This is a genomic window from Pseudomonas koreensis, from assembly GCF_036668835.1.
GTDB classification, from domain to species: Bacteria; Pseudomonadota; Gammaproteobacteria; order Pseudomonadales; family Pseudomonadaceae; genus Aquipseudomonas; species Aquipseudomonas koreensis_I.
Genome location: NZ_JAZEVW010000002.1, coordinates 528,654 through 553,431, shown reverse-complemented (window position 1 = coordinate 553,431; position 24,778 = coordinate 528,654). Strand labels below are relative to the sequence as shown.

14 protein-coding genes are annotated in these 24,778 nt (G+C 61.4%); 10 read left to right on the top strand and 4 right to left on the bottom strand.

The genetic code is table 11. The features are described from left to right. Nucleotides 1-25: 25 nt before the first annotated feature. From V6F91_RS07460 to V6F91_RS07435, 6 genes are all read left to right on the top strand, one after another. Complete coding sequence (locus V6F91_RS07460) at nt 26-1,333, top strand: MdtA/MuxA family multidrug efflux RND transporter periplasmic adaptor subunit (RefSeq protein ID WP_332763258.1); 1,308 nt, start codon at nt 26-28, stop codon at nt 1,331-1,333. Next, nucleotides 1,330-4,422, top strand: a complete 3,093-nt coding sequence (locus tag V6F91_RS07455) for an MdtB/MuxB family multidrug efflux RND transporter permease subunit (RefSeq protein WP_332763257.1) — start codon at nt 1,330-1,332, stop codon at nt 4,420-4,422. The genes V6F91_RS07460 and V6F91_RS07455 overlap by 4 nt, the downstream gene beginning before the upstream one ends. Nucleotides 4,423-4,534: 112 nt before the next feature. Then, nucleotides 4,535-7,642 (top strand): efflux RND transporter permease subunit, encoded by a 3,108-nt coding sequence (locus V6F91_RS07450; protein WP_332763256.1) that lies wholly within the window; start codon nt 4,535-4,537, stop codon nt 7,640-7,642. Beyond that, nucleotides 7,639-9,108: an efflux transporter outer membrane subunit gene (locus V6F91_RS07445; protein ID WP_332763255.1), complete on the top strand. Its 1,470-nt coding sequence runs from the start codon at nt 7,639-7,641 to the stop codon at nt 9,106-9,108. The genes V6F91_RS07450 and V6F91_RS07445 overlap by 4 nt, the downstream gene beginning before the upstream one ends. 206 nt (nt 9,109-9,314) lie before the next feature. Then, the gene (locus tag V6F91_RS07440) at nt 9,315-11,396 is read left to right on the top strand and encodes a putative bifunctional diguanylate cyclase/phosphodiesterase (RefSeq protein ID WP_332763254.1); all 2,082 of its coding nucleotides are present in this window, start codon (nt 9,315-9,317) and stop codon (nt 11,394-11,396) included. Nucleotides 11,397-11,517: 121 nt separating this feature from the next. Beyond that, nucleotides 11,518-12,264: an SDR family oxidoreductase gene (locus tag V6F91_RS07435; protein WP_332763253.1), complete on the top strand. Its 747-nt coding sequence runs from the start codon at nt 11,518-11,520 to the stop codon at nt 12,262-12,264. Between the two features lie 131 nt (nt 12,265-12,395). Here V6F91_RS07435 and mapR read toward each other — a convergent pair whose 3' ends face one another. The 3 genes from mapR to V6F91_RS07420 form a co-directional block, all read right to left on the bottom strand. Further along, nucleotides 12,396-13,805 carry a GntR family transcriptional regulator MpaR gene (mapR, locus tag V6F91_RS07430; RefSeq protein ID WP_332763252.1) on the bottom strand — a complete coding sequence of 470 codons (1,410 nt, stop codon included), beginning with the start codon at nt 13,803-13,805 and terminating at the stop codon, nt 12,396-12,398. Between the two features lie 238 nt (nt 13,806-14,043). Further along, nucleotides 14,044-15,486: a cytochrome c oxidase accessory protein CcoG gene (gene ccoG / locus V6F91_RS07425; protein WP_332763251.1), complete on the bottom strand. Its 1,443-nt coding sequence runs from the start codon at nt 15,484-15,486 to the stop codon at nt 14,044-14,046. A gap of 195 nt (nt 15,487-15,681) precedes the next feature. Continuing rightward, the gene (locus tag V6F91_RS07420; RefSeq protein WP_203418236.1) at nt 15,682-15,915 is read right to left on the bottom strand and encodes a DUF3203 family protein; all 234 of its coding nucleotides are present in this window, start codon (nt 15,913-15,915) and stop codon (nt 15,682-15,684) included. 125 nt (nt 15,916-16,040) lie between these two features. Between V6F91_RS07420 and V6F91_RS07415 the strand changes: the two genes are divergently transcribed. Then, a complete protein-coding gene (locus tag V6F91_RS07415; protein WP_332763250.1) occupies nt 16,041-16,553 on the top strand; it encodes an MgtC/SapB family protein in 513 nt (170 codons plus the stop codon). 102 nt (nt 16,554-16,655) lie between these two features. Here the strand turns inward: V6F91_RS07415 and V6F91_RS07410 are convergent, their stop codons facing one another. Then, the gene (locus tag V6F91_RS07410; RefSeq protein ID WP_167359896.1) at nt 16,656-16,814 is read right to left on the bottom strand and encodes a hypothetical protein; all 159 of its coding nucleotides are present in this window, start codon (nt 16,812-16,814) and stop codon (nt 16,656-16,658) included. A gap of 217 nt (nt 16,815-17,031) precedes the next feature. On the opposite strand from V6F91_RS07410, the gene V6F91_RS07405 reads away from it, so the two are divergent. The 3 genes from V6F91_RS07405 to glgB all read left to right on the top strand — a co-directional run bounded on the left by V6F91_RS07405 (nt 17,032) and on the right by glgB (nt 24,771). Further along, nucleotides 17,032-19,026 carry an alpha-1,4-glucan--maltose-1-phosphate maltosyltransferase gene (locus V6F91_RS07405; RefSeq protein ID WP_332763249.1) on the top strand — a complete coding sequence of 665 codons (1,995 nt, stop codon included), beginning with the start codon at nt 17,032-17,034 and terminating at the stop codon, nt 19,024-19,026. A 169-nt stretch (nt 19,027-19,195) separates the two neighbouring features. After that, the gene (gene treS, locus V6F91_RS07400; protein WP_332763248.1) at nt 19,196-22,537 is read left to right on the top strand and encodes a maltose alpha-D-glucosyltransferase; all 3,342 of its coding nucleotides are present in this window, start codon (nt 19,196-19,198) and stop codon (nt 22,535-22,537) included. A 2-nt stretch (nt 22,538-22,539) separates the two neighbouring features. Beyond that, nucleotides 22,540-24,771 (top strand): 1,4-alpha-glucan branching protein GlgB, encoded by a 2,232-nt coding sequence (gene glgB, locus V6F91_RS07395; RefSeq protein ID WP_332763247.1) that lies wholly within the window; start codon nt 22,540-22,542, stop codon nt 24,769-24,771. Nucleotides 24,772-24,778: the final 7 nt, after the last annotated feature.

Sequence of the window (24,778 nt, the reverse complement as noted above, 5' to 3'; positions counted from 1 at the left end):
TCCCGTAATAGAAGCCCACGCGCCAATGGTCAATAACTCCATGCAATCGTCTTCCCGCAAATCCCGTCGCTGGCTGATCAGCCTGCTTGTCCTGTTGGTGATCGCCGTACTGTGCTGGAAATTCTGGCCCGCCGGTTCCGCCCACAAAGAGGGCGCGGACAAGGCAGCGGCCGGGCATGCCGGACGGTCCGGGATGATGCGGCCGGGCTTCGGTGGCGGCACCGGGCCGATTCCGGTGCGCGTGGCGCCGGCGGTAACCGGGGACTTCCCGCTGTATTACAAGGCGCTGGGCACCGTGACGGCGCTCAATACCATCAACGTACGCAGCCGGGTCGGCGGCGAGCTGATGAAGATCAATTTCGAAGAAGGGCAAATGGTCAAGGCCGGCGATGTATTGGCCGAGATCGATCCGCGTCCATACCAGAACGCCTTGCTCCAGGCCGAAGGCACCTTGCTGCAGAATCAGGCGCAGCTGAAAAACGCTCAGGTCGACGTCGAGCGTTATCGCGGTCTCTATAAAGAAGACAGCATCGCCAAGCAGACCCTGGACACCGCCGAAGCGCTGGTCGGCCAGTATCTGGGCACGGTCAAGACCAATCAGGCCGCGGTCAACGACGCCAAGCTCAACCTCGAATTCACTAAAATCCGCGCACCGATTGCCGGGCGCGTCGGTTTGCGTCAGGTCGACGTCGGTAACCTCGTTACCGCCAACGACACCACGGCGCTGGCAGTGATCACCCAGACACAGCCAATCAGCGTGGCTTTCACCTTGCCGGAAAACAGCCTCGACACGGTGCTCGCGCGCTATCGCAGCGGCGCCAGACTGTCGGCTGAGGCGTGGGATCGCGGCGACAGCAAACTGCAGGCCACCGGTGTACTGCAAAGCCTCGATAACCAGATCGACGTCGCCACCGGCACCCTGAAATTCAAGGCCCGTTACGATAACCGCGATCAGGCGCTGTTCCCCAATCAGTTCGTCAATATCCATTTGCTCGCGGACACGCTGAAGGGCGTGGTGCTGGCCCCCTCGGCGGCGATTCAGTTCGGCACCAACGGCACCTTCGTCTATGCGCTGGACGGCGACAAGAAAGTCACCATCCGTCAGTTGAAGATCGGCGCCAGTGATGGCGAGCACACCGTCGTCACCGAAGGGTTGGCGGCAGGCGACCGCGTGGTGCTGGAAGGCACCGACCGCCTCAAGGAAGGCAGTGAAGTCGAAGTGGTCAATGACAGCAATCAGGTGCCGACCACGCCGACCGAGCATCTGCAAGGCAAATCCGCCGCCAACGCGCCGGACGCCGCCGTGACTGACAAGGCCAAGAAGGGCGCATGAACATTTCGCGGCTGTTCATCCTCCGACCGGTAGCCACCACCCTGAGCATGCTGGCCATTGTCCTGGCCGGTCTGATCGCTTATCGCCTGTTGCCGGTGTCGGCGCTGCCCCAGGTCGATTACCCGACCATCCGCGTCATGACCCTGTATCCCGGCGCCAGCCCGGATGTAATGACCAGTGCAGTCACGGCGCCGCTTGAGCGTCAGTTCGGGCAGATGCCCGGCCTGACGCAGATGGCCTCGACCAGCTCCGGCGGCGCTTCGGTGCTGACCCTGCGCTTCAGCCTCGACATCAATATGGATGTCGCCGAGCAGCAGGTGCAGGCGGCGATCAATGCCGCGACCAACTTGCTGCCGACTGACTTGCCGGCACCCCCGGTGTACAACAAGGTCAACCCGGCGGACACCCCGGTGCTGACGTTGGCGATTACTTCGAAAACCATGCTGCTGCCCAAGCTCAACGATCTGGTCGATACACGCATGGCGCAGAAGATCGCCCAGATCAGCGGGGTCGGCATGGTCAGCATTGCCGGCGGCCAGCGTCAGGCGGTGCGGATCAAGGTCAACCCGGAGGCCCTGGCGGCGAACAGCCTGAACCTGTCGGACGTGCGCACCTTGATCAGCGCCTCCAACGTTAACCAGCCGAAGGGCAACTTCGATGGCCCGACGCGGGTGTCGATGCTCGATGCCAACGACCAGCTGACCTCGCCCGAGGACTACGCCAACCTGATTCTTGCCTACAAGAACGGCGCGCCGCTACGGCTCAAGGACGTCGCCGAGATCGTCGACGGCGCGGAGAACGAACGTCTGGCGGCGTGGGCCAACCAGAATCAGGCGGTGTTGCTGAACATTCAGCGCCAACCCGGTGCCAACGTGATCGAGGTAGTCGACCGCATCAAGGCGTTGCTGCCGAGCATTACCGACAACCTGCCGGCCGGCCTCGACGTGACGGTGCTGACCGATCGCACCCAGACCATCCGCGCTTCGGTCACCGACGTGCAACACGAATTGCTCATTGCCATCGCTTTGGTGGTGATGGTGACGTTCCTGTTCCTGCGCCGGTTCAGCGCGACGATCATCCCGTCGGTGGCCGTGCCGCTGTCGCTGATCGGCACGTTCGGCGTGATGTATCTGGCCGGGTTCTCGGTCAACAACCTGACCCTGATGGCGCTGACCATTGCCACCGGTTTCGTGGTCGACGACGCGATCGTCATGCTCGAGAACATTTCGCGCTTCATCGAGGAGGGCGACAGTCCGATGCAGGCCGCGCTCAAGGGCGCCAGACAGATCGGCTTCACCCTGATTTCCCTGACCCTGTCGCTGATCGCCGTATTGATCCCGCTGCTGTTCATGGCGGACGTGGTCGGGCGCCTGTTCCGCGAATTCGCGATTACCCTGGCGGTGGCAATCCTGATTTCGCTGGTGGTGTCGCTGACCCTGACGCCAATGATGTGCGCACGCCTGCTCAAGCGTGAACCGCAAGAGCACGAGCAAGGCCGTTTCTATCGGGCCAGTGGCGCGTTCATCGACTGGATGATCGCCGGCTATGGGCGCATGTTGCAGTGGGTGCTCAAGCATCAACCGCTGACCTTGCTGGTGGCCATCGGCACACTGGCGCTGACGGTGTTCCTCTACATGGTCGTGCCGAAGGGCTTCTTCCCGGTACAGGACACCGGCGTGATCCAGGGGATTTCCGAAGCGCCGCAGTCGATTTCCTTTGCCGCCATGGGCGAACGCCAGCAGGAACTGGCCCGAGTGATCCTTGAAGATCCGGCGGTGCAAAGCCTGTCGTCGTATATCGGTGTTGACGGCGATAACGCCACCCTCAACAGTGGCCGCTTGCTGATCAACCTCAAACCCCACGGCGAACGTGATCTGAGCGCCAGTGAAGTGATTGCGCGCCTGCAACCCAAGCTGGACAAACTGGTGGGTATCCGCCTGTTCATGCAGCCGGTGCAGGACCTGACCATCGAAGACCGCGTCAGCCGCACCCAATACCAGTTCAGCATGTCCTCGCCGGACGCCGAGTTGCTCAGCCAATGGAGCGGGCGACTGGTCGAGGCACTGGCCCAGCGCCCCGAACTCACCGACGTTGCCAGTGACCTGCAGGACAAGGGCTTGCAGGTCTATCTGGTGATCGACCGCGACGCCGCTTCACGCCTTGGCGTTTCGGTGTCGAACATCACCGATGCGCTGTACGACGCTTTCGGTCAGCGGCAGATCTCGACCATCTACACCCAGGCCAGCCAATACCGCGTGGTGCTGCAGGCCCAGGCCGGCGAACGCATCGGCCCGCAGGCGCTGGACCAGATCCACGTCAAGACCACCGATGACGCGCAGGTGCGCCTGTCGAGCCTGGCCCATGTCGAAGAGCGCCAGGCGCAATTGGCAATTACTCATATCGGCCAGTTCCCGGCGGTAATGATGTCCTTCAACCTGGCCCCCGGCGTGGCGCTGGGGCATGCGGTCGACGTGATCGAACAAGTGCAGCAGGACATCGGCATGCCGGTCGGCGTGCAGACCCAGTTCCAGGGTGCGGCCGAAGCCTTCCAGGCGTCGCTGTCGAGCACCTTGCTGCTGATTCTGGCCGCAGTGGTGACGATGTACATCGTGTTGGGCGTGCTGTACGAAAGCTATATCCACCCGATCACGATTCTTTCGACGCTGCCTTCAGCAGCGGTCGGTGCGCTGCTCGCGCTGCTGCTCAGCGGCAACGATCTGGGGATGATCGCGATCATCGGCATCATTCTGCTGATCGGTATCGTGAAAAAGAACGCGATCATGATGATCGACTTCGCCCTCGATGCCGAACGCACCCAGGGCATGGCCCCGGAGCAGGCGATCTATCAGGCAGCGCTGCTGCGCTTCCGGCCGATTTTGATGACTACGCTGGCGGCATTGTTTGGCGCGGTGCCGTTGATGCTCGCCACAGGTTCCGGCGCTGAACTGCGTCAACCGCTGGGTCTGGTGATGGTTGGCGGATTGTTGGTGAGCCAGGTGTTGACGCTGTTCACCACGCCGGTGATTTACCTGGCTTTTGATCGGTTGGGGCGGCGTTGGACCAAGCCTGTCGCGGGAGAGGTGGTGTGAGCGGCGTGGTGAAAGCAGCTTCAAGCTGCAAGCTTCAAGCTGCAAGAAAACAGCAGCCTGCGCGCGCAGGAACAGCTTGTAGCTCGCAGCTTGCAGCTTGGAGCTCGACGCTATGAACCTCTCCGGTCCGTTCATCAAACGCCCCGTGGCAACCATGCTGCTGTCATTGGCCATCATGCTGCTCGGTGGCGTGAGTTTCGGTCTGTTGCCGGTCTCGCCGCTGCCGCAGATGGATTTCCCGGTGATCGTCGTGCAGGCGAGCCTGCCCGGTGCCAGCCCGGAGGTGATGGCGTCGACCGTGGCGACGCCGCTGGAGCGTTCGTTCGGTGCGATTGCCGGCGTCAACACCATGAGCAGTCGTTCCAGTCAAGGCTCGACCCGGGTCATTCTGCAGTTTGACCTCGACCGCGACATCAATGGCGCGGCACGGGAGGTGCAGGCGGCGATCAACGCTTCGCGCAATCTGCTGCCGAGCGGAATGCGCAGCATGCCGACCTATAAAAAGGTCAACCCGTCGCAGGCGCCGATCATGGTCCTGTCGCTGACTTCGGACGTGCTGGAAAAAGGTCAGCTCTATGACCTCGCATCGACCATCCTCTCGCAAAGTCTGTCGCAGGTGCAGGGCGTCGGCGAAGTGCAGATCGGCGGCAGTTCGCTGCCGGCAGTGCGCATCGAGCTCGAACCGCAGGCGCTGAACCAGTACGGCGTGGCGCTCGACGATGTGCGCAAGACCATCGCCGAAGCCAACGTGCGCCGGCCCAAAGGTTCGGTCGAGGACGGCCAGCGCCTGTGGCAGATCCAGGCCAATGACCAGTTGGAGAAGGCCAAGGACTACGAGTCGCTGATCATTCACTACGCCGACGGCGCGGCGCTGCGCCTCAAGGACGTGGCCAAGGTCAGTGATGGCGTCGAAGACCGTTACAACAGCGGTTTCTTCAACGATGACGCGGCGGTGCTGTTGGTGATCAACCGCCAGGCCGGCGCCAACATCATCGAGACGGTCAACGAGATCAAGGCGCAGTTGCCGGCCCTGCAAGCGGTGCTGCCGGCCAGCGTCAAGCTGAACCTGGCGATGGACCGCTCGCCGGTGATCAAGGCCACCCTGCACGAAGCGGAAATGACCCTGTTGATCGCCGTGGCCCTGGTGATTCTGGTGGTGTTCCTGTTTCTCGGGAATTTCCGCGCTTCGCTGATCCCGACCCTGGCCGTGCCGGTGTCGCTGGTCGGCACCTTCGCGGTGATGTACCTGTACGGTTTCTCGCTGAACAACTTGTCGCTGATGGCACTGATTCTCGCCACCGGTCTGGTGGTGGATGACGCGATCGTGGTGCTGGAGAACATTTCCCGGCACATCGACGAAGGCGTCAAACCCATGCAGGCTGCGTACCTCGGCGCCAAGGAAGTCGGCTTTACCTTGCTGTCGATGAACGTCTCGCTGGTGGCGGTGTTCCTGTCGATTCTGTTCATGGGCGGGATTGTCGAGAGCCTGTTCCGTGAGTTTTCGATCACTCTTGCGGCGGCGATCATCGTCTCGCTGGTGGTGTCCCTGACCTTGACGCCGATGCTCTGCGCGCGTTGGCTCAAGCCGCACACGCCGGGCCAGGAAAACCGCCTGCAACGCTGGAGCCAGCGGACCAACGACTGGATGGTCGACAAGTACGCCAGCAGTCTCGACTGGGTGCTGCGCCACCGCCGTCTGACTCTGCTCAGCCTGTTGATCACCGTCGCGGTCAACGTCGCCCTGTACGTGGTGGTGCCGAAGACCTTCATGCCGCAACAGGACACCGGTCAGTTGATCGGCTTCGTGCGCGGCGACGACGGCCTGTCGTTCAGCGTGATGCAGCCGAAAATGGAAATCTTCCGCCGCGCTGTGCTCAAGGACGCTGCGGTAGAAAGCGTCGCCGGCTTCATCGGTGGCACCAACGGCACCAACAACGCCTTCATGCTGGTGCGCCTGAAGCCGATCAAGGATCGGCAGCTCAACGCACAGAAAGTCATCGAGCGCCTGCGCAAGGAGATGCCCAAGGTCCCCGGCGCACAACTGATGCTGATGGCGGACCAGGATCTGCAATTTGGCGGTGGCCGCGAGCAGACCACTTCGCAGTACAGCTACATCCTGCAAAGTGGTGATCTGGGCGAGCTGCGCAAGTGGTATCCGAAGGTGGTCGCGGCGCTGCGCGCCTTGCCTGAATTGACCGCGATCGATGCCCGTGAGGGCGCCGGCGCGCAGCAAGTGACGCTGATCGTCGACCGTGATCAGGCCAAACGCCTCGGCATCGATATGGACATGGTCACCGCCGTGCTCAACAACGCCTACAGCCAGCGGCAGATTTCAACCATCTACGACAGCCTCAACCAGTATCAGGTGGTGATGGAGGTCAATCCGAAATACGCCCAGGACCCGGTGACGCTCAAGCAGGTGCAGGTGATTACCGCCGATGGCGCGCGCGTGCCGCTATCGACCTTCGCTCATTACGAAAACAGCCTCGAAGACGACCGCGTCAGCCACGAAGGCCAGTTCGCCTCCGAGAGCATCGCGTTCGACATGGCTGAAGGCGTGACGGTGGAGCAGGGTAGCGCCGCGATCGAGCGGGCGATTGCCAAGGTTGGTTTGCCGGAAGACGTGATCGCGAAAATGGCCGGCACCGCCGACGCCTTTGCCGCGACGCAAAAGAGCCAGCCGTTCATGATTCTCGGCGCACTGCTGGCGGTGTATCTGGTCCTCGGCGTGTTGTATGAAAGCTATATTCATCCGCTGACGATTCTTTCTACGTTGCCGTCGGCGGGTGTCGGCGCGTTGCTGTCGATCTATGCGTTGGGTAGCGAGTTCAGCCTGATCTCGTTGCTCGGCCTGTTCCTGCTGATCGGGGTGGTGAAGAAGAACGCCATTCTGATGATTGACCTGGCGTTGCAACTGGAACGTCATCAAGGCCTGTCGCCGCTGGAGTCGATCCGCAGCGCCTGCCTGCAACGGCTGCGACCGATTTTGATGACCACGCTGGCGGCGATTCTTGGCGCCTTGCCGCTGCTGCTTGGCCGTGCCGAAGGTGCGGAAATGCGCCAGCCGCTGGGCCTGACCATCATTGGCGGGCTGGTCTTCAGCCAGATCCTCACGCTTTACACCACCCCGGTGGTTTACCTCTATCTCGACAAGCTGCGCCATCGTTTCAACCAATGGCGTGGCGTGCGTACTGACGCCGCTCTGGAAACTCCGCTATGACTGACCGTTCGCTTTTCAACCTGGCCACCGCACGGGGCTCGCGCTTGCTGAGCCTGTCGCTGTGTGTGGCGCTGCTCAGTGCCTGCGCTGTCGGCCCGGATTATCAGCGCCCGCAGACGGCTGAAATTGCGCAGTACAAGGAAGCCGCAGGCTGGACCCAGGCCAACCCGAGCGATGCGCTGGCCCGCGGCGCCTGGTGGGAGTTGTATGGCGATCAGCAGCTCAACGGGCTGATCGAAAGACTCAACAGCTCCAACCAGACGGTCGCCCAGTCGGAAGCGCAGTACCGGCAGGCCCAGGCTCTGGTGCGCAGCGCGCGCGGAGCGTTTTACCCCAGCGTCGACCTGAGCGTGGGCAAGACCCGTTCCAGCCAGGGCACCGGCAGCAGCAGTTCGAGCCTGAGCAGTTCTTCCAGCGGCATTCGCGATACCTACAATGCTGAGCTGGGCGTCAGTTGGGAAGCCGACATCTGGGGCAAACTGCGTCGCGGCCTCGAAGCCGACGAGGCCAGCGCCCAGGCCAGTTTTGCCGATCTGGCGGCGATGCGCCTGAGCCAGCAGTCGGAACTGGTGCAGAACTACCTGCAATTGCGCGTGATCGATCAACAGAAACGTTTGCTGGAAGCGACCGTTGCGGCGTATCAGCGATCGTTGCAGATGACCCAGAATCAGTACCGCGCCGGGGTTTCCGGGCGTGATGCGGTCGCGCAGGCGCAGACCCAGCTGAAAAGCACCCAGGCCGATCTGGTCGACCTGATCTGGCAGCGCGCGCAATTCGAGAACGCCATTGCCGTGCTCACCGGGCAAGCGCCGGCCGACTTCAGCATTGCCGAAGTGCAGACCATCCCGAAACTGCCACAGGTGCCGGTGAGTCTGCCGTCGCAATTGCTGGAACGGCGTCCGGATATTGCATCGGCGGAGCGCTCGGTGATTGCCGCCAACGCCAATATCGGCGTGGCGAAAGCCGCGTACTACCCGGACCTGACCCTCAGCCTGAGTGGCGGCTACAGCAGCAGCACTTCGCAAAACCTGATCAGCCTGCCGAACCGTTTCTGGTCGGTCGGGCCGAAACTGGCGCTGCCGTTGTTCGACGGCGGCCAGCGCTCGGCGGAAGTCGACCGCACCGAAGCGGTGTATGACCAGACCGTGGCCCAATACCGGCAGACCGTGCTGGACGGTTTCCGCGAAGTGGAAAACTATCTGGTGCAGCTCAAGGTGTATGAAGAAGAAGCCGCAGTGCGTCAGGAAGCGCTCGACGCGGCGCGCGATTCCTTGCGCCTGACGGAGAACCAGTACAAGGCCGGGCTGATCGCTTATATCGACGTGGTCGTGGTGCAAGCCACGGCGCTGAGCAACGAGCGCAGCGTGCTGAACATTCTGCAAAGCCGCCTGATCGCCAGCGTGCAGTTGATTGCCGCACTGGGCGGTGGCTGGGATGGCCAGCTGGAAGTCAGCGGCACGCAATAACCTGGCTGAGCGATCGTTCCCACGCTCTGCGTGGGAACGATCAATCGGCGAACCGGACGATTGTAAGACGATCAGACACCGCTTCATCGGCTTGATGGCCATTTGATAACTTTGTCAGTGCGTTCTTCTGCGCAATCAGTACAATCGCCGCATTTACCCGACCGAGAATGGACGCGATTGTGCGTTGGGTGTCCACGAGAATCCCCATGCTCATCGGTAGTTATTCCTCCACTCTGGTTTTCATTTCGTTGTGCGTGGCGATTCTCGCTTCCTACACCGCACTCGACCTCACCGGCCGCATCGCCACCGCCAGGGGCCGCGCCGTGCATTTCTGGACGGCCGGCGGCGCGTTCGCCATGGGCGTCGGCGTGTGGTCGATGCACTTCATCGGCATGCTCGCCTTCAAGCTGCCGATCGATCTGGGTTACGACATTGTCCTCACCGCGCTGTCGCTGCTGATCGCCGTACTGTCTTGCGGCTTTGCCCTGTGGCTGGTCAGCCAGCCGAAGCTGCCGATTCTGCAACTGGGTTTCGGCGCCCTGATCATGGGTTCCGGGATCAGTGCCATGCATTACACCGGCATGGCGGCGATGCGCATGACTCCGGGGATCGATTACGATCCGGCGCTGTTCGGCGCCTCGTTGCTGATCGCCGTCGGCGCTTCGGCCGCAGCGCTGTGGATCGCCTTCCGTCTGCGCCAGCATTCGCCGTACGTGCGGCTGATTCGCGCCGGCGCAGCGGTGATCATGGGGGTTGCCATCGTCGGCATGCATTACACCGGCATGGCCGCTGCGCAATTTCCGGCGGGCAGTTTCTGCGGCGCCACGCTCAACGGCTTGAAAGGCAATGGCCTCGACGGACTGGTCTTGATCACCACGCTGGCGGTGCTGTCGATCGCTTTGCTGACCTCTATTCTTGATGCGCGTCTTGAAGCGCGTACCGCCGACCTCGCACACTCGTTGACCGTGGCCAACCGCGAACTCACCCAACTGGCTTTGCACGACCCGCTGACCGGTCTGCCGAATCGCATGCTGCTCGACGACCGCATCAATCAGGCGATGAAAAAGGTCGACGAGCACGGCGGCTGTTTCGCCTTGATGTTCATCGATCTGGATGGCTTCAAACCGGTCAACGATGCGTTCGGCCATCACATGGGCGACCAATTGTTGCGCGAAGTCGGTGTGCGTCTGCGCGAAGACCTGCGCGGCCAGGACACGCTGGCGCGGATCGGCGGTGATGAGTTCGTCCTGCTGGTGCGTTTGAGCGAACCCAATGATGCGCTGGGCCTGGCCGCGCGCCAGGTGGGCTTGGTCGCCCAGGCATTCCGCGTCGCGGGCCATGATTTGCAGATTTCCGCCAGCGTCGGCATCGCCCTGTATCCGGGCAACGGCCAGAACGCCCAGGAACTGCTGATGAATGCCGATGCGGCGATGTACCACGCCAAGGGCGGCGGGAAAAACGGCTACAGCTTTTTCGATGCTTCGATGAACAACAACGCGCGCAAGCAGTTGCAGTTGCTGCAAGACCTGCGCGCGGCGCTGGAGCACAGCCAGTTCAGCCTGCATTACCAGCCCAAGTTCGACGCCGGCAATGGCCGCGCGGTCGGGGCGGAGGCGTTGTTGCGCTGGCAGCATCCGGTGCACGGCATGCTGATGCCGGACAAATTCATCGAACTGGCGGAGAAAAGCGGCCTGATCATTCCGATTGGCGAATGGGTGCTCAACGAGGCGTGCCGGCAGATGCGCGAGTGGTTTGTGCTCGGTTACACCGACTGGCGGATTGCCGTAAATCTCTCGGCCTTGCAGTTCTGCCACACCGGGCTGGTGCGCAGCGTCGCCACGGCGTTGGCCACGCATCACTTGCCCGCGAACAGCCTGACCCTGGAAATCACCGAAACCACGGCGATGAGCGATGCCGATGCGAGCATGACGGTGTTGCAGGAGTTGTCGGACATGGGCGTCGACCTGTCGATCGATGACTTCGGCACTGGTTATTCCAGCCTGATGTACCTCAAGCGCCTGCCGGCCAACGAGCTGAAGATCGATCGGGGTTTTGTCCGCGATCTGGAACACGACAGCGACGACGCGGCGATTGTCTCGGCGATCGTGGCGCTGGGGCAGGCGTTGGGTCTGCGGATTGTTGCGGAAGGGGTTGAAACCGGGGTGCAGCAGAAGTTTTTGACTCAGTTGGGTTGTGATTCCTTGCAGGGTTATCTGCTCGGGCATCCGCTGCCGGCCGAGCGTTTCATGCAGGACATTGTGCGCGGTGAGGCGTTGGCGCTGGCCTGATTGACCGCGTTATCGTTCTTCGCGAGCAGGCTCGCTCTCACTGGGTAGCGCATGCAAAACCCTGCAATGGCGGTTATTCTTGGCCCCGACTGTCACGTGTGCATTTGGGGGAAAGGCCAGCATGGATAAAGTCATCGTGATCACCGGCGGCGGGCGCGGCATCGGCGCCGCTACGGCGCTGTTGGCTGCCGCGCAGGGCTATCGGATCTGCATCAACTATCAGTCGGATGAACAGGCCGCGCACAGCGTGCTGGAGCAAGTCCGGGCCTTGGGCGCCCAGGCGATTGCCGTACGCGCCGACGTCAGTATCGAAGATGAAGTGATAGCACTGTTCCATCGCGTCGACACCGAGCTGGGCCGGGTCACCGCACTGGTGAATAACGCCGGCACCGTCGGGCAAAAGTCGCGGGTCGACGAAATGTCCGAATTCCGTATCCTGAAAATCATGAAAACCAACGTGCTGGCGCCGATCCTTTGCGCCAAACACGCAATCCTGCGCATGTCGCCCAAGCATGGCGGGCAGGGTGGCAGCATCGTTAACGTCTCCTCCGTCGCCGCACGGCTCGGTTCGCCCAACGAATACGTCGATTACGCCGCCTCCAAAGGCGCACTCGATACCTTCACCATTGGCCTGTCGAAGGAAGTGGCGGGCGAGGGCATTCGGGTCAATGCGGTGCGTCCGGGTTACATCTATACCGATTTCCACGCGTTGAGCGGCGACCCGGACCGCGTCAGCAAACTGGAATCGGCGATCCCCATGGCCCGTGGTGGCCGGCCGGATGAAGTGGCGGAGGCGATTGTCTGGTTGTTGTCGGACAAGGCGTCGTATGCGACGGGGACGTTTGTGGATCTGGGGGGCGGGCGCTGAGCTTCCAGATTGATGTTGCCTGGCCCGGCCTCTTCGCGAGCAGGCTCGCTCCCACAGTAGATTAGTGAATACAGAACCAATGTGGGAGCGAGCCTGCTCGCGAATGGGCCAGTCCAGGCAATATCAAACTGTCAGAACGACCGCACGATCCGCCCCAACGTCTCCATGGCCTTCTCCGAATCCTCGGTCCACGGGCTGCCATAGTTCAGCCGAATACAATTCCTGAACCGCTGCGTCGGTGAGAAAATCGGCCCCGGCGCGATGCTGATGCCCTGCGCCAGCGCCATCTGGAACAACTTCAGCGAATCCATTTGCGGCGGCAACTCCAGCCACAGGAAGTACCCGCCTGCCGGCTGGCTGACCCGCGTCTGCGCCGGGAAGTAGCGGGCAATGGCCGCGAGCATGGCGCTTTGCTGCTCTTCCAGCGCGTAGCGCAATTTGCGCAGGTGACGGTCGTAACCGCCGTGTTGCAGGTAATCGGCGATCGCCGCTTGTGCCGGCATCGAGGCGCACAGCGAGGTCATCAGCTTCAGCCGTTCGATCCTCTGCGCGTAGCGCCCGGCGGCGACCCAGCCGATGCGGTAGCCGGGGGCGAGGCTTTTGGCGAACGAGCCGCAATGCATGACCAGCCCTTCGGTATCGAACGCCTTGGCCGGTTTTGGCGCCTGTTGACCGTAATAAAGCTCGGCGTAGACATCGTCTTCGATCAGCGGCACCTGATGCGAGCGCAGCAGTTCGACCAGTTCCTGTTTTTTCGCCTCGGGCATGGTGGCGCCCATCGGGTTCTGGAAACTGGTCATGCACCAGCAGGCCTTGATCGGATGGCGTTCCAGCGTCTGCGCGAGCACACCGAGGTCGATGCCGTCACGCGGATGCACGGGAATTTCCACGGCCTTGAGCTTTAGCCGTTCGAGCACTTGCAGGCTGGCATAGAACGCCGGGGCTTCGATGGCCACCAGATCGCCGGGTTCCGTAACGGCTTGCAGACACAGGTTCAACGCTTCGAGGGCGCCGTTGGTGATCAGCAGTTCTTCCATCGGCAGCATCAGCCCGCCGACCATGTAACGCAGGGCGATTTGCCGACGCAATTGCGGGTTGCCCGGCGACATGTCGGTGACCACCATGCGCGGGTCCATCTCGCGCGCGGCGCTGGCCAGCGAGCGCGACAGCCGTTGCAACGGGAATAGCGTCGGGCTGGGGAACGCCGAGCCGAAGGGCACGGTGTTCGGGTCCTTGATCGAATCGAGCACCGAAAACACCAGTTCGCTGACGTCTACCTCGGTGGACTCATTGACCTGATGGCTGATCACCGGCTCGGAGAACGGGCTCGGTGCATGAGTGTTGACGAAATAGCCGGAGCGCGGGCGCGCACGGATCAGTCCGCGACGTTCGAGCAGGTAGTAGGCCTGAAACACTGTGGACGGGCTGACGCCGTAGGTCTGGCTGGCGTAACGCACCGACGGCACGCGCTGGCCGGGGCCGAGGACGCCGGAGCGGATCAGTTCAGCGATGTCGTCGGCGAATTTTTCGTAGCGTTTCATTGGGGGCCCTGGTGTTCTGGATTTTTGTGATGTGTCAGGGGGAAGGCCCCTCACCCTAGCCCTCCTCCAGAGGGCGAGGGGACTGACCGTAGTGAATTTTAGAAGTACGTCGACCTGAGCTGGCTGTATTGAATCCATAATCGACTCGGTTTCGCAGATTGATGCAGAAAGTCATACACCTGGGTCGGCTCCCTCTCCCTCGGGAGAGGGCTGGGGTGAGGGGCGCGATTCTAACGGCTCAACGATTCATCGGCGCGACAAACCTGCTCTTGGCCACGCTGTACACCTTTGGCTCATCGCTGTCGGCGATCTTGAAGCTCAACGTCTGCGAGCTGCTGTTCGGCCGTTCAGTCGTCATCGCCACCGACACGGGCACATCGACAATCTCGCCCGGCGCCAGACTCAGCTCCGTCTGGCCTTGCAGTTGGAAACCGTCCCCGTCGACCAGTGACAGGTTGTAGCTCTGCCGCTGTTGAGTCTTGTTGATGATTTTGAGGCTGTAGATGTTCTCGATCTGCCCTTGGGCATTCTCGCGAAACAGTCCGCGATCCTTGGTCACGTCCAGCGAGACCATCGGTCGCTCCACCAACGCCCACGCCAACGCGCCGAGCATCACTAACAGCACCAGCGTGTATCCAATCAAACGGGGACGCAGCAGATGCGTCTTGCCGCCCTGCAATTGGTGCTCGGAACTGTAGCGGATCAGCCCACGCGGGTAGTTCATCTTGTCCATGATCGAATCGCAGGCGTCGATGCACGCCGCGCAGCCGATGCACTCCATCTGCAAGCCGTCGCGGATGTCGATGCCGGTCGGGCAGACCTGCACGCACAGATGACAATCGATGCAATCGCCAAGCCCCGCTTCAACAGGTTTGGCCTCGCGTTTGCGCGGCCCACGGTTTTCGCCGCGGGCGGCGTCGTAGGCGATGGTCAACGTGTCTTTGTCGAACATCACGCTCTGGAACCGCGCATAGGGACACATGTGCATGCACACCGCCTCGCGCAGCCAACCGGCGTTGATGTAGGTGGCGGCGGTGAAGAACAGCACCCAGAACAAACTGACACCGCCGATCTGCAAGGTCAGCAGCTCCTCGGCGAGTGGCCGGATCGGCGTGAAATAGCCGACGAAGGTCAGCCCGGTCAGCACGCTGATCGCCAGCCACAACGTGTGCTTGGCCGCGCGCCGCGCCAGCTTCTTCACGGTCCACGGCGCGGCTTGCAATTTGATCCGCTGGTTGCGCTCGCCTTCGGTGATTTTCTCGCACCACATGAAAATCCAGGTCCACGAACTTTGCGGGCAGGTATAGCCACACCAGACGCGGCCGGCGAACACGGTGATGGCGAACAGGCCGAACGCGGCGATGATCAGCAGCGCCGACAGCAGAATGAAATCCTGTGGCCAGAAGGTTGCGCCGAAGATGTGGAATTTGCTTTCGGCCAGATCCCACAGCACCGCCTGGCGACCACCCCAATTCAGCCAGACGGTGCCGAAGAACAGCGCAAACAGAACCCCGGCGCCGCTCAGGCGCAAGTTGCGGAAAACTCCCGTGAAGCTGCGGGTGTGGATCTGGTTGTCGCTGGACTTGAACGTCGCCTTCAGCGGGCGTGCGGGCACCTTATTTATATGCGCTGCTTGGTTGGGGGAAGCTTCAACGGTTCGGACGGGGATTTGTTCGCTCATGGTCGTTCGCTCATCAGCCTCCATCAGGCCGGAGCACTATGAGCGTCGATCTGTATACAAAACAGACTCAGGTATTTGAATAAAAAGCGGATCAGATACGTTGTGGCGCACTGCCTGCGGCAACTTGAAGCAGCACGCCGATAAAGGCGCAAGCGCCTATCGCAGGCGTTTGCGCGCGGTGTTGATCAAGGTCAGTCAAATCACCGAATCACCTGTGTCTGCTTTCACATGTTCGCGGCCGTCTTTGGCGCCGGCCACGGTCAGTGCATCGACTTCGGCTTCGGTCAGGTAGATGCGCTGACCTTCAATATCGACCGCCGACATGGCTTTATCGGTGTCGGTGATCACGGTCAGGTCGCTGCACAGGCGAATCTCCTCGCCGTTTTCGGTGGTGAAGAAGCACGTCTGGTTCTCGATTCGAACGGGCATGAGCGCTGTCCTTTTTCCATGAGGGTCTTGTGGATTAGGGCGCAAGCGTTGCGGTTGGTTCTGCGCAACCGATTAATGGTCGCCGTTGTCCATCGTTTATCAAGCCAATAACAAGAGACTGCACGATGGAAGACTGGTGGGACGAGGTGTGGCAAACCCTGCAAGCGGAATTTGCCGATGTCGCCGATGCATCGCAAATCACCCGCATCACCGTACGCCTGGTGATGGCGGCGGTGCTCGGCGGCATCCTTGGCTTCGAGCGCGAGCACAAGGGCAAGGCTGCTGGCGTGCGTACGCACATGCTGGTGGCGCTGGGCGCCGCGTTGTTCGTGCTGGTGCCGCAAACGTCGGGCGCGGAATCCGATGCAATGAGCCGGGTGTTGCAAGGCGTGATCGCCGGGATCGGCTTCCTGGGCGCCGGGACCATTCTGAAGAATCAGCAGGGCGACGAGGCCCACGTCAAAGGCCTGACCACCGCGGCCGGGTTGTGGATGACGGCGGCAATCGGCGTGGCGGTGGGGCTGGGCAAGGAGGCGACGGCGCTGCTGAGTACCGTTCTGGCGCTGGCGATCTTCAGCGTGATGCCTTATGTGGTGCGGGTGTTTGAAAAGGACGTCGACAAGAATGACCACTTGTGATCGAACACCAATGAGCGTTCCCACGCTCTGCGTGGGAACGATCGGGTGCAAGAACGGGTTGCATTCCCACGAGGAGCGTGGGAACGATCAGCATGCGGGGGATTACACGATAACCGGGGGCATCGTCGACGGTGGTTCTTCTTTCGGCGGTGGTGTGGTGCCAGGCGGTTCCTGCTCGGGCACCGCTGGCGGTTCGGTTTCCGGCAGGGTCGGTTTGTCGATGTTCGGGTCCGGCGTTTCCGCCGGGATCGGGATAGTCATTGAGAACCTCCGTGTGGCACATGGCGTGAGACGTGCTTAAGTGGGTTGACCACTTGGCGATCAATTCGATCCGCGGTCGCGGCGCAGCAATTTCATCTGAACTTTTATCCGCGCCGGTCGCTCGGAACCTAAGTGAGTTCAACACGGGGCGGCTGCCTTGTCGCGAACAGTGATCAGGCACAAGAGCGTCCTTGGGGCGTAGAAGGAGAGATGCTCAATGACTGCTGATAAACCTTCCGAGCACAGCTATAACCCGCACATGCCGTTGTCGCAGGCCTTGCTGCTACCGCGCATCGTCATCGAAAACACCATGCCGACCCTCGACGGCGGCCAGTTCGCGGTCAAGTCGATCGCCGGGCGCGACGTGGTCGTGACCAGCAAAGTCTTCGCCGATGGCCACGACAAACTGGCGGTGCGCATCCGTTGGCGCGAAGCCGGCGCCGAGGTGTGGCAGACCGAAGTGATGTCCGAGCAGGGCAATAATGGCTGGCAAGGCCAGTTCCGCCCGCAGGAGCAGGGCCGCTACGTTTATTGCATTGAGGCATGGATCGATCACTTCGCCAGTTTTCAGTATGAACTGGAGAAAAAGCACGGCGCCGCCGTGCCGGTGTCGCTGGAACTGCAGGAAGGCCGCAGCATGGTGCAGCAGGCCGCCGAACGCAGCGAAGGTCAGCTCAGCGAAGACCTCGCAGCGCTGCACCACGAATTGTCCGGTCTGCTCGAAACCGAGCAGGTCGCGTTGTTTCTGCACTCGCGCAGTGCAGAGCTGATGGCCCAGGCCGATCACCGCGCCTATCTGAGCATCAGCCCCGAATTCCCCCTGGACGTCGAGCGTGAACTGGCCGAATTTGCCAGTTGGTACGAGCTGTTTCCACGCTCGATCACCGACGATCCCAAGCGTCACGGCACCTTCAATGATGTGCACTCGCGCTTGCCGATGATCCAGGACATGGGTTTCGATGTGTTGTACTTCACGCCGATCCACCCGATTGGCCGCGCCCATCGCAAGGGCCGCAACAATTCGCTGACCGCCGGCCCGGACGATCCCGGCAGCCCGTATGCGATCGGCAGCGAGGAGGGCGGCCACGAAGCGATCCATTCGCAGCTCGGTACTCGAGAAGATTTTCGCCGGCTGGTCGCAGCGGCTGCGGATCATGGGCTGGAAATCGCTCTCGATTTCGCCATCCAGTGCTCGCAGGATCACCCCTGGCTCAAAGAGCATCCGGGCTGGTTCAACTGGCGCCCGGACGGCACGATCAAATACGCCGAGAACCCGCCGAAGAAATATCAGGACATCGTCAACGTCGATTTTTATGCGCCGGATGCGATTCCGAGCCTGTGGGTCGAGCTGCGTGACATCGTCATCGGTTGGGTGAAGGAGGGCGTGAAGATCTTCCGCGTCGACAATCCGCACACCAAGCCGCTGCCGTTCTGGCAATGGCTGATCGCCGACGTGCGCGCGCTGTACCCGGAGGTGATCTTCCTCGCTGAAGCCTTCACCACCCCGGCGATGATGGCGCGTCTGGGCAAGGTCGGTTACACGCAGAGCTACACCTACTTCACCTGGCGCAACAGCAAAGCCGAGCTGGCAGAGTATTTCACTGAGCTGAATCAGTCGCCGTGGCGCGAATGCTACCGGCCGAATTTCTTCGTCAACACGCCGGACATCAACCCGGCGTTCCTGCACGACTCCGGGCGTCCCGGTTTTCTCATTCGGGCAGCGCTGGCGACCATGGGCTCAGGCCTGTGGGGCATGTATTCGGGTTTTGAACTGTGCGAATCGGCGCCGGTGCCGGGCAAAGAGGAGTATCTGGATTCGGAGAAGTACGAAATCCGCGTTCGCGATTTCACCGCGCCGGGCAACATCATTGCCGAGATCGCCCAGCTCAACCGCATCCGCCGGCAGAACCCGGCGCTGCACACGCATCTGGGCCTGAAGATCTACAACGCCTGGAACGACAACATTCTGTACTTCGGCAAGCGCAGCGCGGATGGCAGCAACTTCATTCTGGTGGCGGTCAGCCTCGATCCCCATAACGTCCAGGAAGCCAATTTTGAATTGCCGCTGTGGGAAATGGGTCTGCCAGACGATGCGACGACCCACGGTGAGGACTTGATGAACGGCCATCGCTGGGACTGGCATGGCAAATACCAGTTCATGCGCATTGACCCGGCGTACCAACCGTTCGGGATCTGGCGGATTACCGCATGACCATCCAACCCCTGTGGGAGCGAGCCTGCTCGCGATAGCGATCTTGCAGGCGACGCCTTCAGTGAATGTCCAGGCGCATTCGCGAGCAGGCTCGCTCCCACAGGGTATGCAGCGCATTCGAGTCAAGTGAACGGCTCACGGTTTTTCCAGAATTGAACAGGAGTTTCACATGGCGAAGAAACCCAAGGCAGCCGCCTTCATCAAAGACCCGCTCTGGTACAAGGACGCGGTGATCTATCAGGTTCACGTCAAATCGTTTTACGACTCCAACAATGACGGAATCGGCGACTTTCCCGGCTTGATCGCCAAGCTCGATTACATCGCCGACCTCGGCGTCAACACCATCTGGCTTTTGCCGTTCTACCCTTCGCCACGTCGCGATGACGGCTACGACATCGCCGAATACCGCGGTGTGCACAGCGACTACGGGACCATGGCCGATGCGCGGCGCTTCATTGCCGAAGCGCACAAGCGCGGCTTGCGCGTCATTACCGAGCTGGTCATCAACCACACCTCGGACCAGCACCCGTGGTTCCAACGGGCGCGCAAGGCCAAGCCCGGCTCGGCGGCGCGGGATTTCTATGTCTGGTCGGATGACGATCAGAAATACGACGGCACGCGGATCATCTTCCTCGACACCGAAAAATCCAACTGGACCTGGGACCCGGTCGCCGGCCAGTATTTCTGGCACCGCTTCTATTCGCACCAGCCGGACCTGAACTTCGACAATCCGCAAGTCATGAAAGCGGTGCTGTCGGTGATGCGCTACTGGCTGGACATGGGCATCGACGGTCTGCGTCTGGACGCGATTCCCTACCTGATCGAGCGTGACGGCACCAATAATGAAAACCTGCCGGAGACCCACGACGTCCTCAAGCAGATCCGCGCCGAGATCGACGCCAATTATCCTGACCGCATGCTGCTCGCCGAGGCCAATCAATGGCCGGAAGACACCCAGCTGTACTTCGGCGACACCGACGCTGCCGGCATCAACGGCGATGAATGCCACATGGCCTTTCACTTCCCGCTGATGCCGCGCATGTACATGGCGCTGGCGCAGGAGGATCGCTTCCCGATTACCGATATTCTGCGCCAGACTCCGGAAATCCCTGCCAACTGCCAATGGGCGATTTTCCTGCGCAACCACGATGAGCTGACCCTGGAAATGGTCACCGACAAGGAGCGCGATTACCTGTGGAACTACTACGCCGCTGACCGTCGCGCGAGGATCAACCTTGGCATTCGCCGCCGTCTGGCGCCGTTGATGGAGCGTGATCGCCGGCGCATCGAATTGCTCAACAGCCTGTTGCTGTCAATGCCCGGCACGCCGACCCTGTATTACGGCGATGAAATCGGCATGGGCGACAACATCTATCTGGGCGACCGCGACGGTGTGCGCACGCCGATGCAGTGGTCGATCGACCGCAACGGCGGCTTCTCCCGCGCCGACCCGGCGAGTCTGGTGCTGCCACCGATCATGGACCCGCTCTATGGGTATCAGTCGGTCAACGTTGAAACCCAGTCCGGCGATCCGCATTCGCTGCTGAACTGGACACGTCGCCTGCTCGCCGTGCGCAAGCAGTCCAAGGCGTTCGGCCGTGGCTCGTTGAAAATGCTCTCGCCGAACAACCGGCGGGTGCTGGCGTATATCCGTGAGTACACCGATGTCGACGGCAAGCACGAGATCATTCTGTGTGTGGCCAACGTGTCGCGCAGTGCGCAAGCGGTTGAATTGGACCTTTCGGCCTACGCCGGGATGGTCCCGGTGGAGATGCTTGGCGGTAATGCATTCCCGCCGATCGGCCAGTTGAATTTCCTCCTCACCCTGGCGCCTTACGGCTTCTACTGGTTCGGCCTGGCCGCAGAAAACCAGATGCCGAGCTGGCACGTCGAGCCGGCGCAGAGCCTGCCGGACTTCACCACGCTGGTGTTGAAAAAACGCATGGAAGAACTGCTCGAAGCGCCGTCGCGCACGACGCTGGAGCAAAGCATCCTGCCGAACTGGTTACAGAACCGCCGCTGGTTCGCCGGCAAGGATGCGGCCATTGAGAAGGTCCGTCTGGCTTACGGCGTGCGTTTCGGCGATGCCCAGCATCCGGTGCTGCTCAGCGAAATCGAAGTCACTGCTGGCGGCCAGACCCATCGCTATCAGCTGCCATTCGGCTTCATTGCAGAGGACCAGGTCGGCCCGGCATTGCCGCAGCAATTGGCGCTGTCGCGTGTAAGACGCGTGCGACAGGTCGGACTGATCACCGATGCGTTCAGCCTCGAAGCGTTCGTGCGTGCGGTGCTGCAAGGCATGCAGAACGACACGGTGCTGGAGTCGGCCGAAGGTGAAATCCGTTTCGCCTCGACGGAGCACCTGGAAAAACTGGGGCTCAGTGCCGAGTCGGAAGTGCGTTATCTGTCGGCCGAGCAGTCGAACAGCTCGGTGGTGATCGGCAACAGCCTGGTGCTTAAGCTGATACGCAAAGTCGCTTCTGGCGTACACCCGGAACTGGAGATGAGCGCTTACCTGACCGAGGCCGGATTTGCCAATATCTCTCCGCTGCTGGGTTCGGTGATTCGCCGCGATGGCGCAGGCGAAGACAACCTGCTGATGATTGCCCAAGGCTATCTGAGCAATCAGGGTGATGCGTGGGAGTGGACGCAGAACAATCTGGAACGAGCATTGCGCGACGAACTGGCCGATGCCGTCTCCGAGCAGGAGCAACATTACAACGCCCTCGGGGAGCTGAAGGATTTTGCCGGCATGCTCGGGCAACGTCTGGGCGAGATGCATCAGGTGCTCGCCGCGCCTACCGACAATGCCGATTTCGCACCGCAAGTGGCGTCGGCCAAGGACATGCAGGCGACCGGCAAGGACGTTGCCGCGCAGGTCGAGCGTGCGCTGACCCTGCTCAAGCAGCATCAGGGCGAACTCAGCGCCGCGGATCAGAAACTGGTCAAGCGCTTGATCGATGACAAGAAAACCATCCTCGCCCATGTGCAGGATCTGGCGAAAAAAGCCACCGGCGGGCTGCGCATTCGCGTCCACGGCGACTTGCACCTGGGCCAAGTGTTGGTGATCAAGGGCGATGCCTACCTGATCGATTTCGAGGGTGAACCGGCGCGGCCCTTGAGTGAGCGCCGTGGCAAACACAGTCCGTACAAGGACGTCAGCGGGGTGCTGCGTTCCTTTGATTACGCAGCGGCGATGACCATCAACGTGCACAACGTCGATAACAGCGCCGAAGCCGAAGCCGCGCGCAAACGCGTCGCCGAACGCTATCTGCGTGAAGCCCGTGAGGCATTTGTTCAGGCGTATCGCCAGGCAGCGGCTAACCTTGATCATGCCTGGCAGGATCCTGAAGGTGCCGACGCCGCCCTGGCGCTGTTCGGCCTGGAGAAGGCGGCCTATGAAGTGGCCTATGAAGCCTTGAATCGCCCCACGTGGTTGCCCGTGCCATTGCACGGTTTGTATGGGTTATTGACGGGGCTTAAACCCTTTTCCGATCTTGGTGGAGAGTAGTCATGAGTTTCTCGAACAAGGAACAGGGTCAGGTCAAAGAGGCCTTGCTGCCCTCGGCAAAAGATATCGATGCCTTGGTGCGTGCTGAACATCACGATCCTTTTTCCATTCTCGGTCCGCACGGCGATGGCGCTGGCGGGCAGTTCATCCGCGCCTACCTGCCGGGCGCGCTGAGTGTGGCGGTGCTGGACAAGGACAGCGGTGAAGAACTCGGCCCGCTGGAAATGACCGAGACGCCCGGGCTGTTTGTCGGCCACTTTGCCCAAGCGCGCTCGTACCTGCTGCGCACCCGCTGGGCGGGGGGCGAGCAGGTCGCGGAAGATCCTTACAGCTTCGGCCAGTTGCTCGGTGAGATGGACTTGTATCTGTTCGCCGAAGGCAATCACCGTGACCTCAGTGCTTGCCTCGGCGCGCAGCTGAAAACCGTCGACGGCGTCGATGGCGTGCGCTTCGCCGTGTGGGCGCCGAATGCCCGGCGGGTCTCGGTGGTCGGTGATTTCAACGTCTGGGACGGTCGTCGCCATCCGATGCGCTTGCGCCATCCATCCGGGGTCTGGGAGCTGTTCATTCCGCGTATGCAAGCGGGTGAGTTGTACAAATACGAAATTCTTGGCTCGCACGGCATTCTGCCGCTCAAGGCCGACCCGATGGCACTGGCCACCAGCCTGCCGCCGGACACCGCCTCGAAAGTCGCCTCGCCGTTGCAGATCGACTGGCAGGATCAGGACTGGATGAGCGGCCGCCGCGAGCGCCAGCAACGTGCCAAGCCGCTGTCGATCTATGAATTGCATGCCGGCTCATGGCAGTGCGAGCTGGATGATTTGGGTGAAGTGGCGCGCCAGTACTCCTGGCCGGAATTGGCCGATCGACTGATCCCCTACGTCAAGGAACTGGGTTTCACCCACATCGAGCTGATGCCGATCATGGAACACCCGTTCGGTGGTTCCTGGGGTTACCAATTGCTTTCGCAGTTCGCGCCGAGCGCGCGTTATGGCACGCCGGATCAGTTCGCCGCGTTCGTCAACGCCTGCCATCAGGCCGACATCGGCGTGATCCTCGACTGGGTGCCGGCGCATTTCCCGACCGATACCCACGGGCTGGCGCAATTCGACGGCACCGCGCTGTATGAATATGCCAACCCGCTGGAAGGCTTCCATCAGGACTGGGACACGCTGATCTACAACCTTGGCCGCACTGAGGTGCACGGCTACATGCTCGCTTCGGCGTTGCACTGGCTCAAGCATTTTCACATTGATGGTTTGCGCGTCGATGCGGTGGCTTCGATGCTTTATCGCGACTATTCACGCAAGGCCGGCGAATGGGTGCCGAACCGCCACGGCGGACGCGAGAACCTTGAGGCGATCGACTTCCTGCGCCACTTGAACGACGTGGTTGAACTGGAAGCACCGGGCGCGCTGGTAATCGCCGAAGAATCCACTGCATGGCCTGGTGTCAGCCAGAGCACCCAGCAGGGCGGCCTCGGCTTTTCCTACAAATGGAACATGGGCTGGATGCACGATTCGCTGCATTACATCCAGCAGGATCCGGTGTACCGCGCGCATCATCACAACGAGCTGAGTTTTGGTCTGGTCTACGCCTGGTCCGAGCGTTTCATCCTGCCGATCTCCCACGACGAAGTGGTACACGGCAAGCATTCGCTGATCGACAAGATGCCTGGCGATCGCTGGCAGAAGTTTGCCAACCTGCGCGCCTATCTGAGCTTCATGTGGACTCACCCGGGCAAGAAGCTGCTGTTCATGGGCTGCGAATTCGGCCAGTGGCGCGAGTGGAACCACGACCAGCAATTGGACTGGTATCTGCTGCAATATTCCGAGCACAAAGGCGTGCAAAAACTGGTCGGCGATCTCAATCGGTTGTATCGCGAAGAGCCGGCGCTACATGATCAGGACGACGCGCCGCAGGGCTTCCAGTGGTTGATCGGCGACGATGCGATCAACAGCGTTTACGCCTGGTTGCGCTGGAGCAAGGAGGGCGAGCCGGTGCTGGTGGTGGCCAACTTCACTCCGGTACCGCGCCAGTCCTATCGTGTCGGTGTGCCGTTTGCCGGGCGCTGGAAGGAATTGCTCAACAGCGACGCCGAGACCTATGCCGGTTCCAACTATGGCAACGGCGGCGGGGCGCAGACCGAGGAAGTGTCAAGCCATGGTCAGGCGCTGTCGCTGGAATTGAACCTGCCACCGCTAGCCGTCTTGATTCTCAAGCCGGAGGGTTGATCCGAGG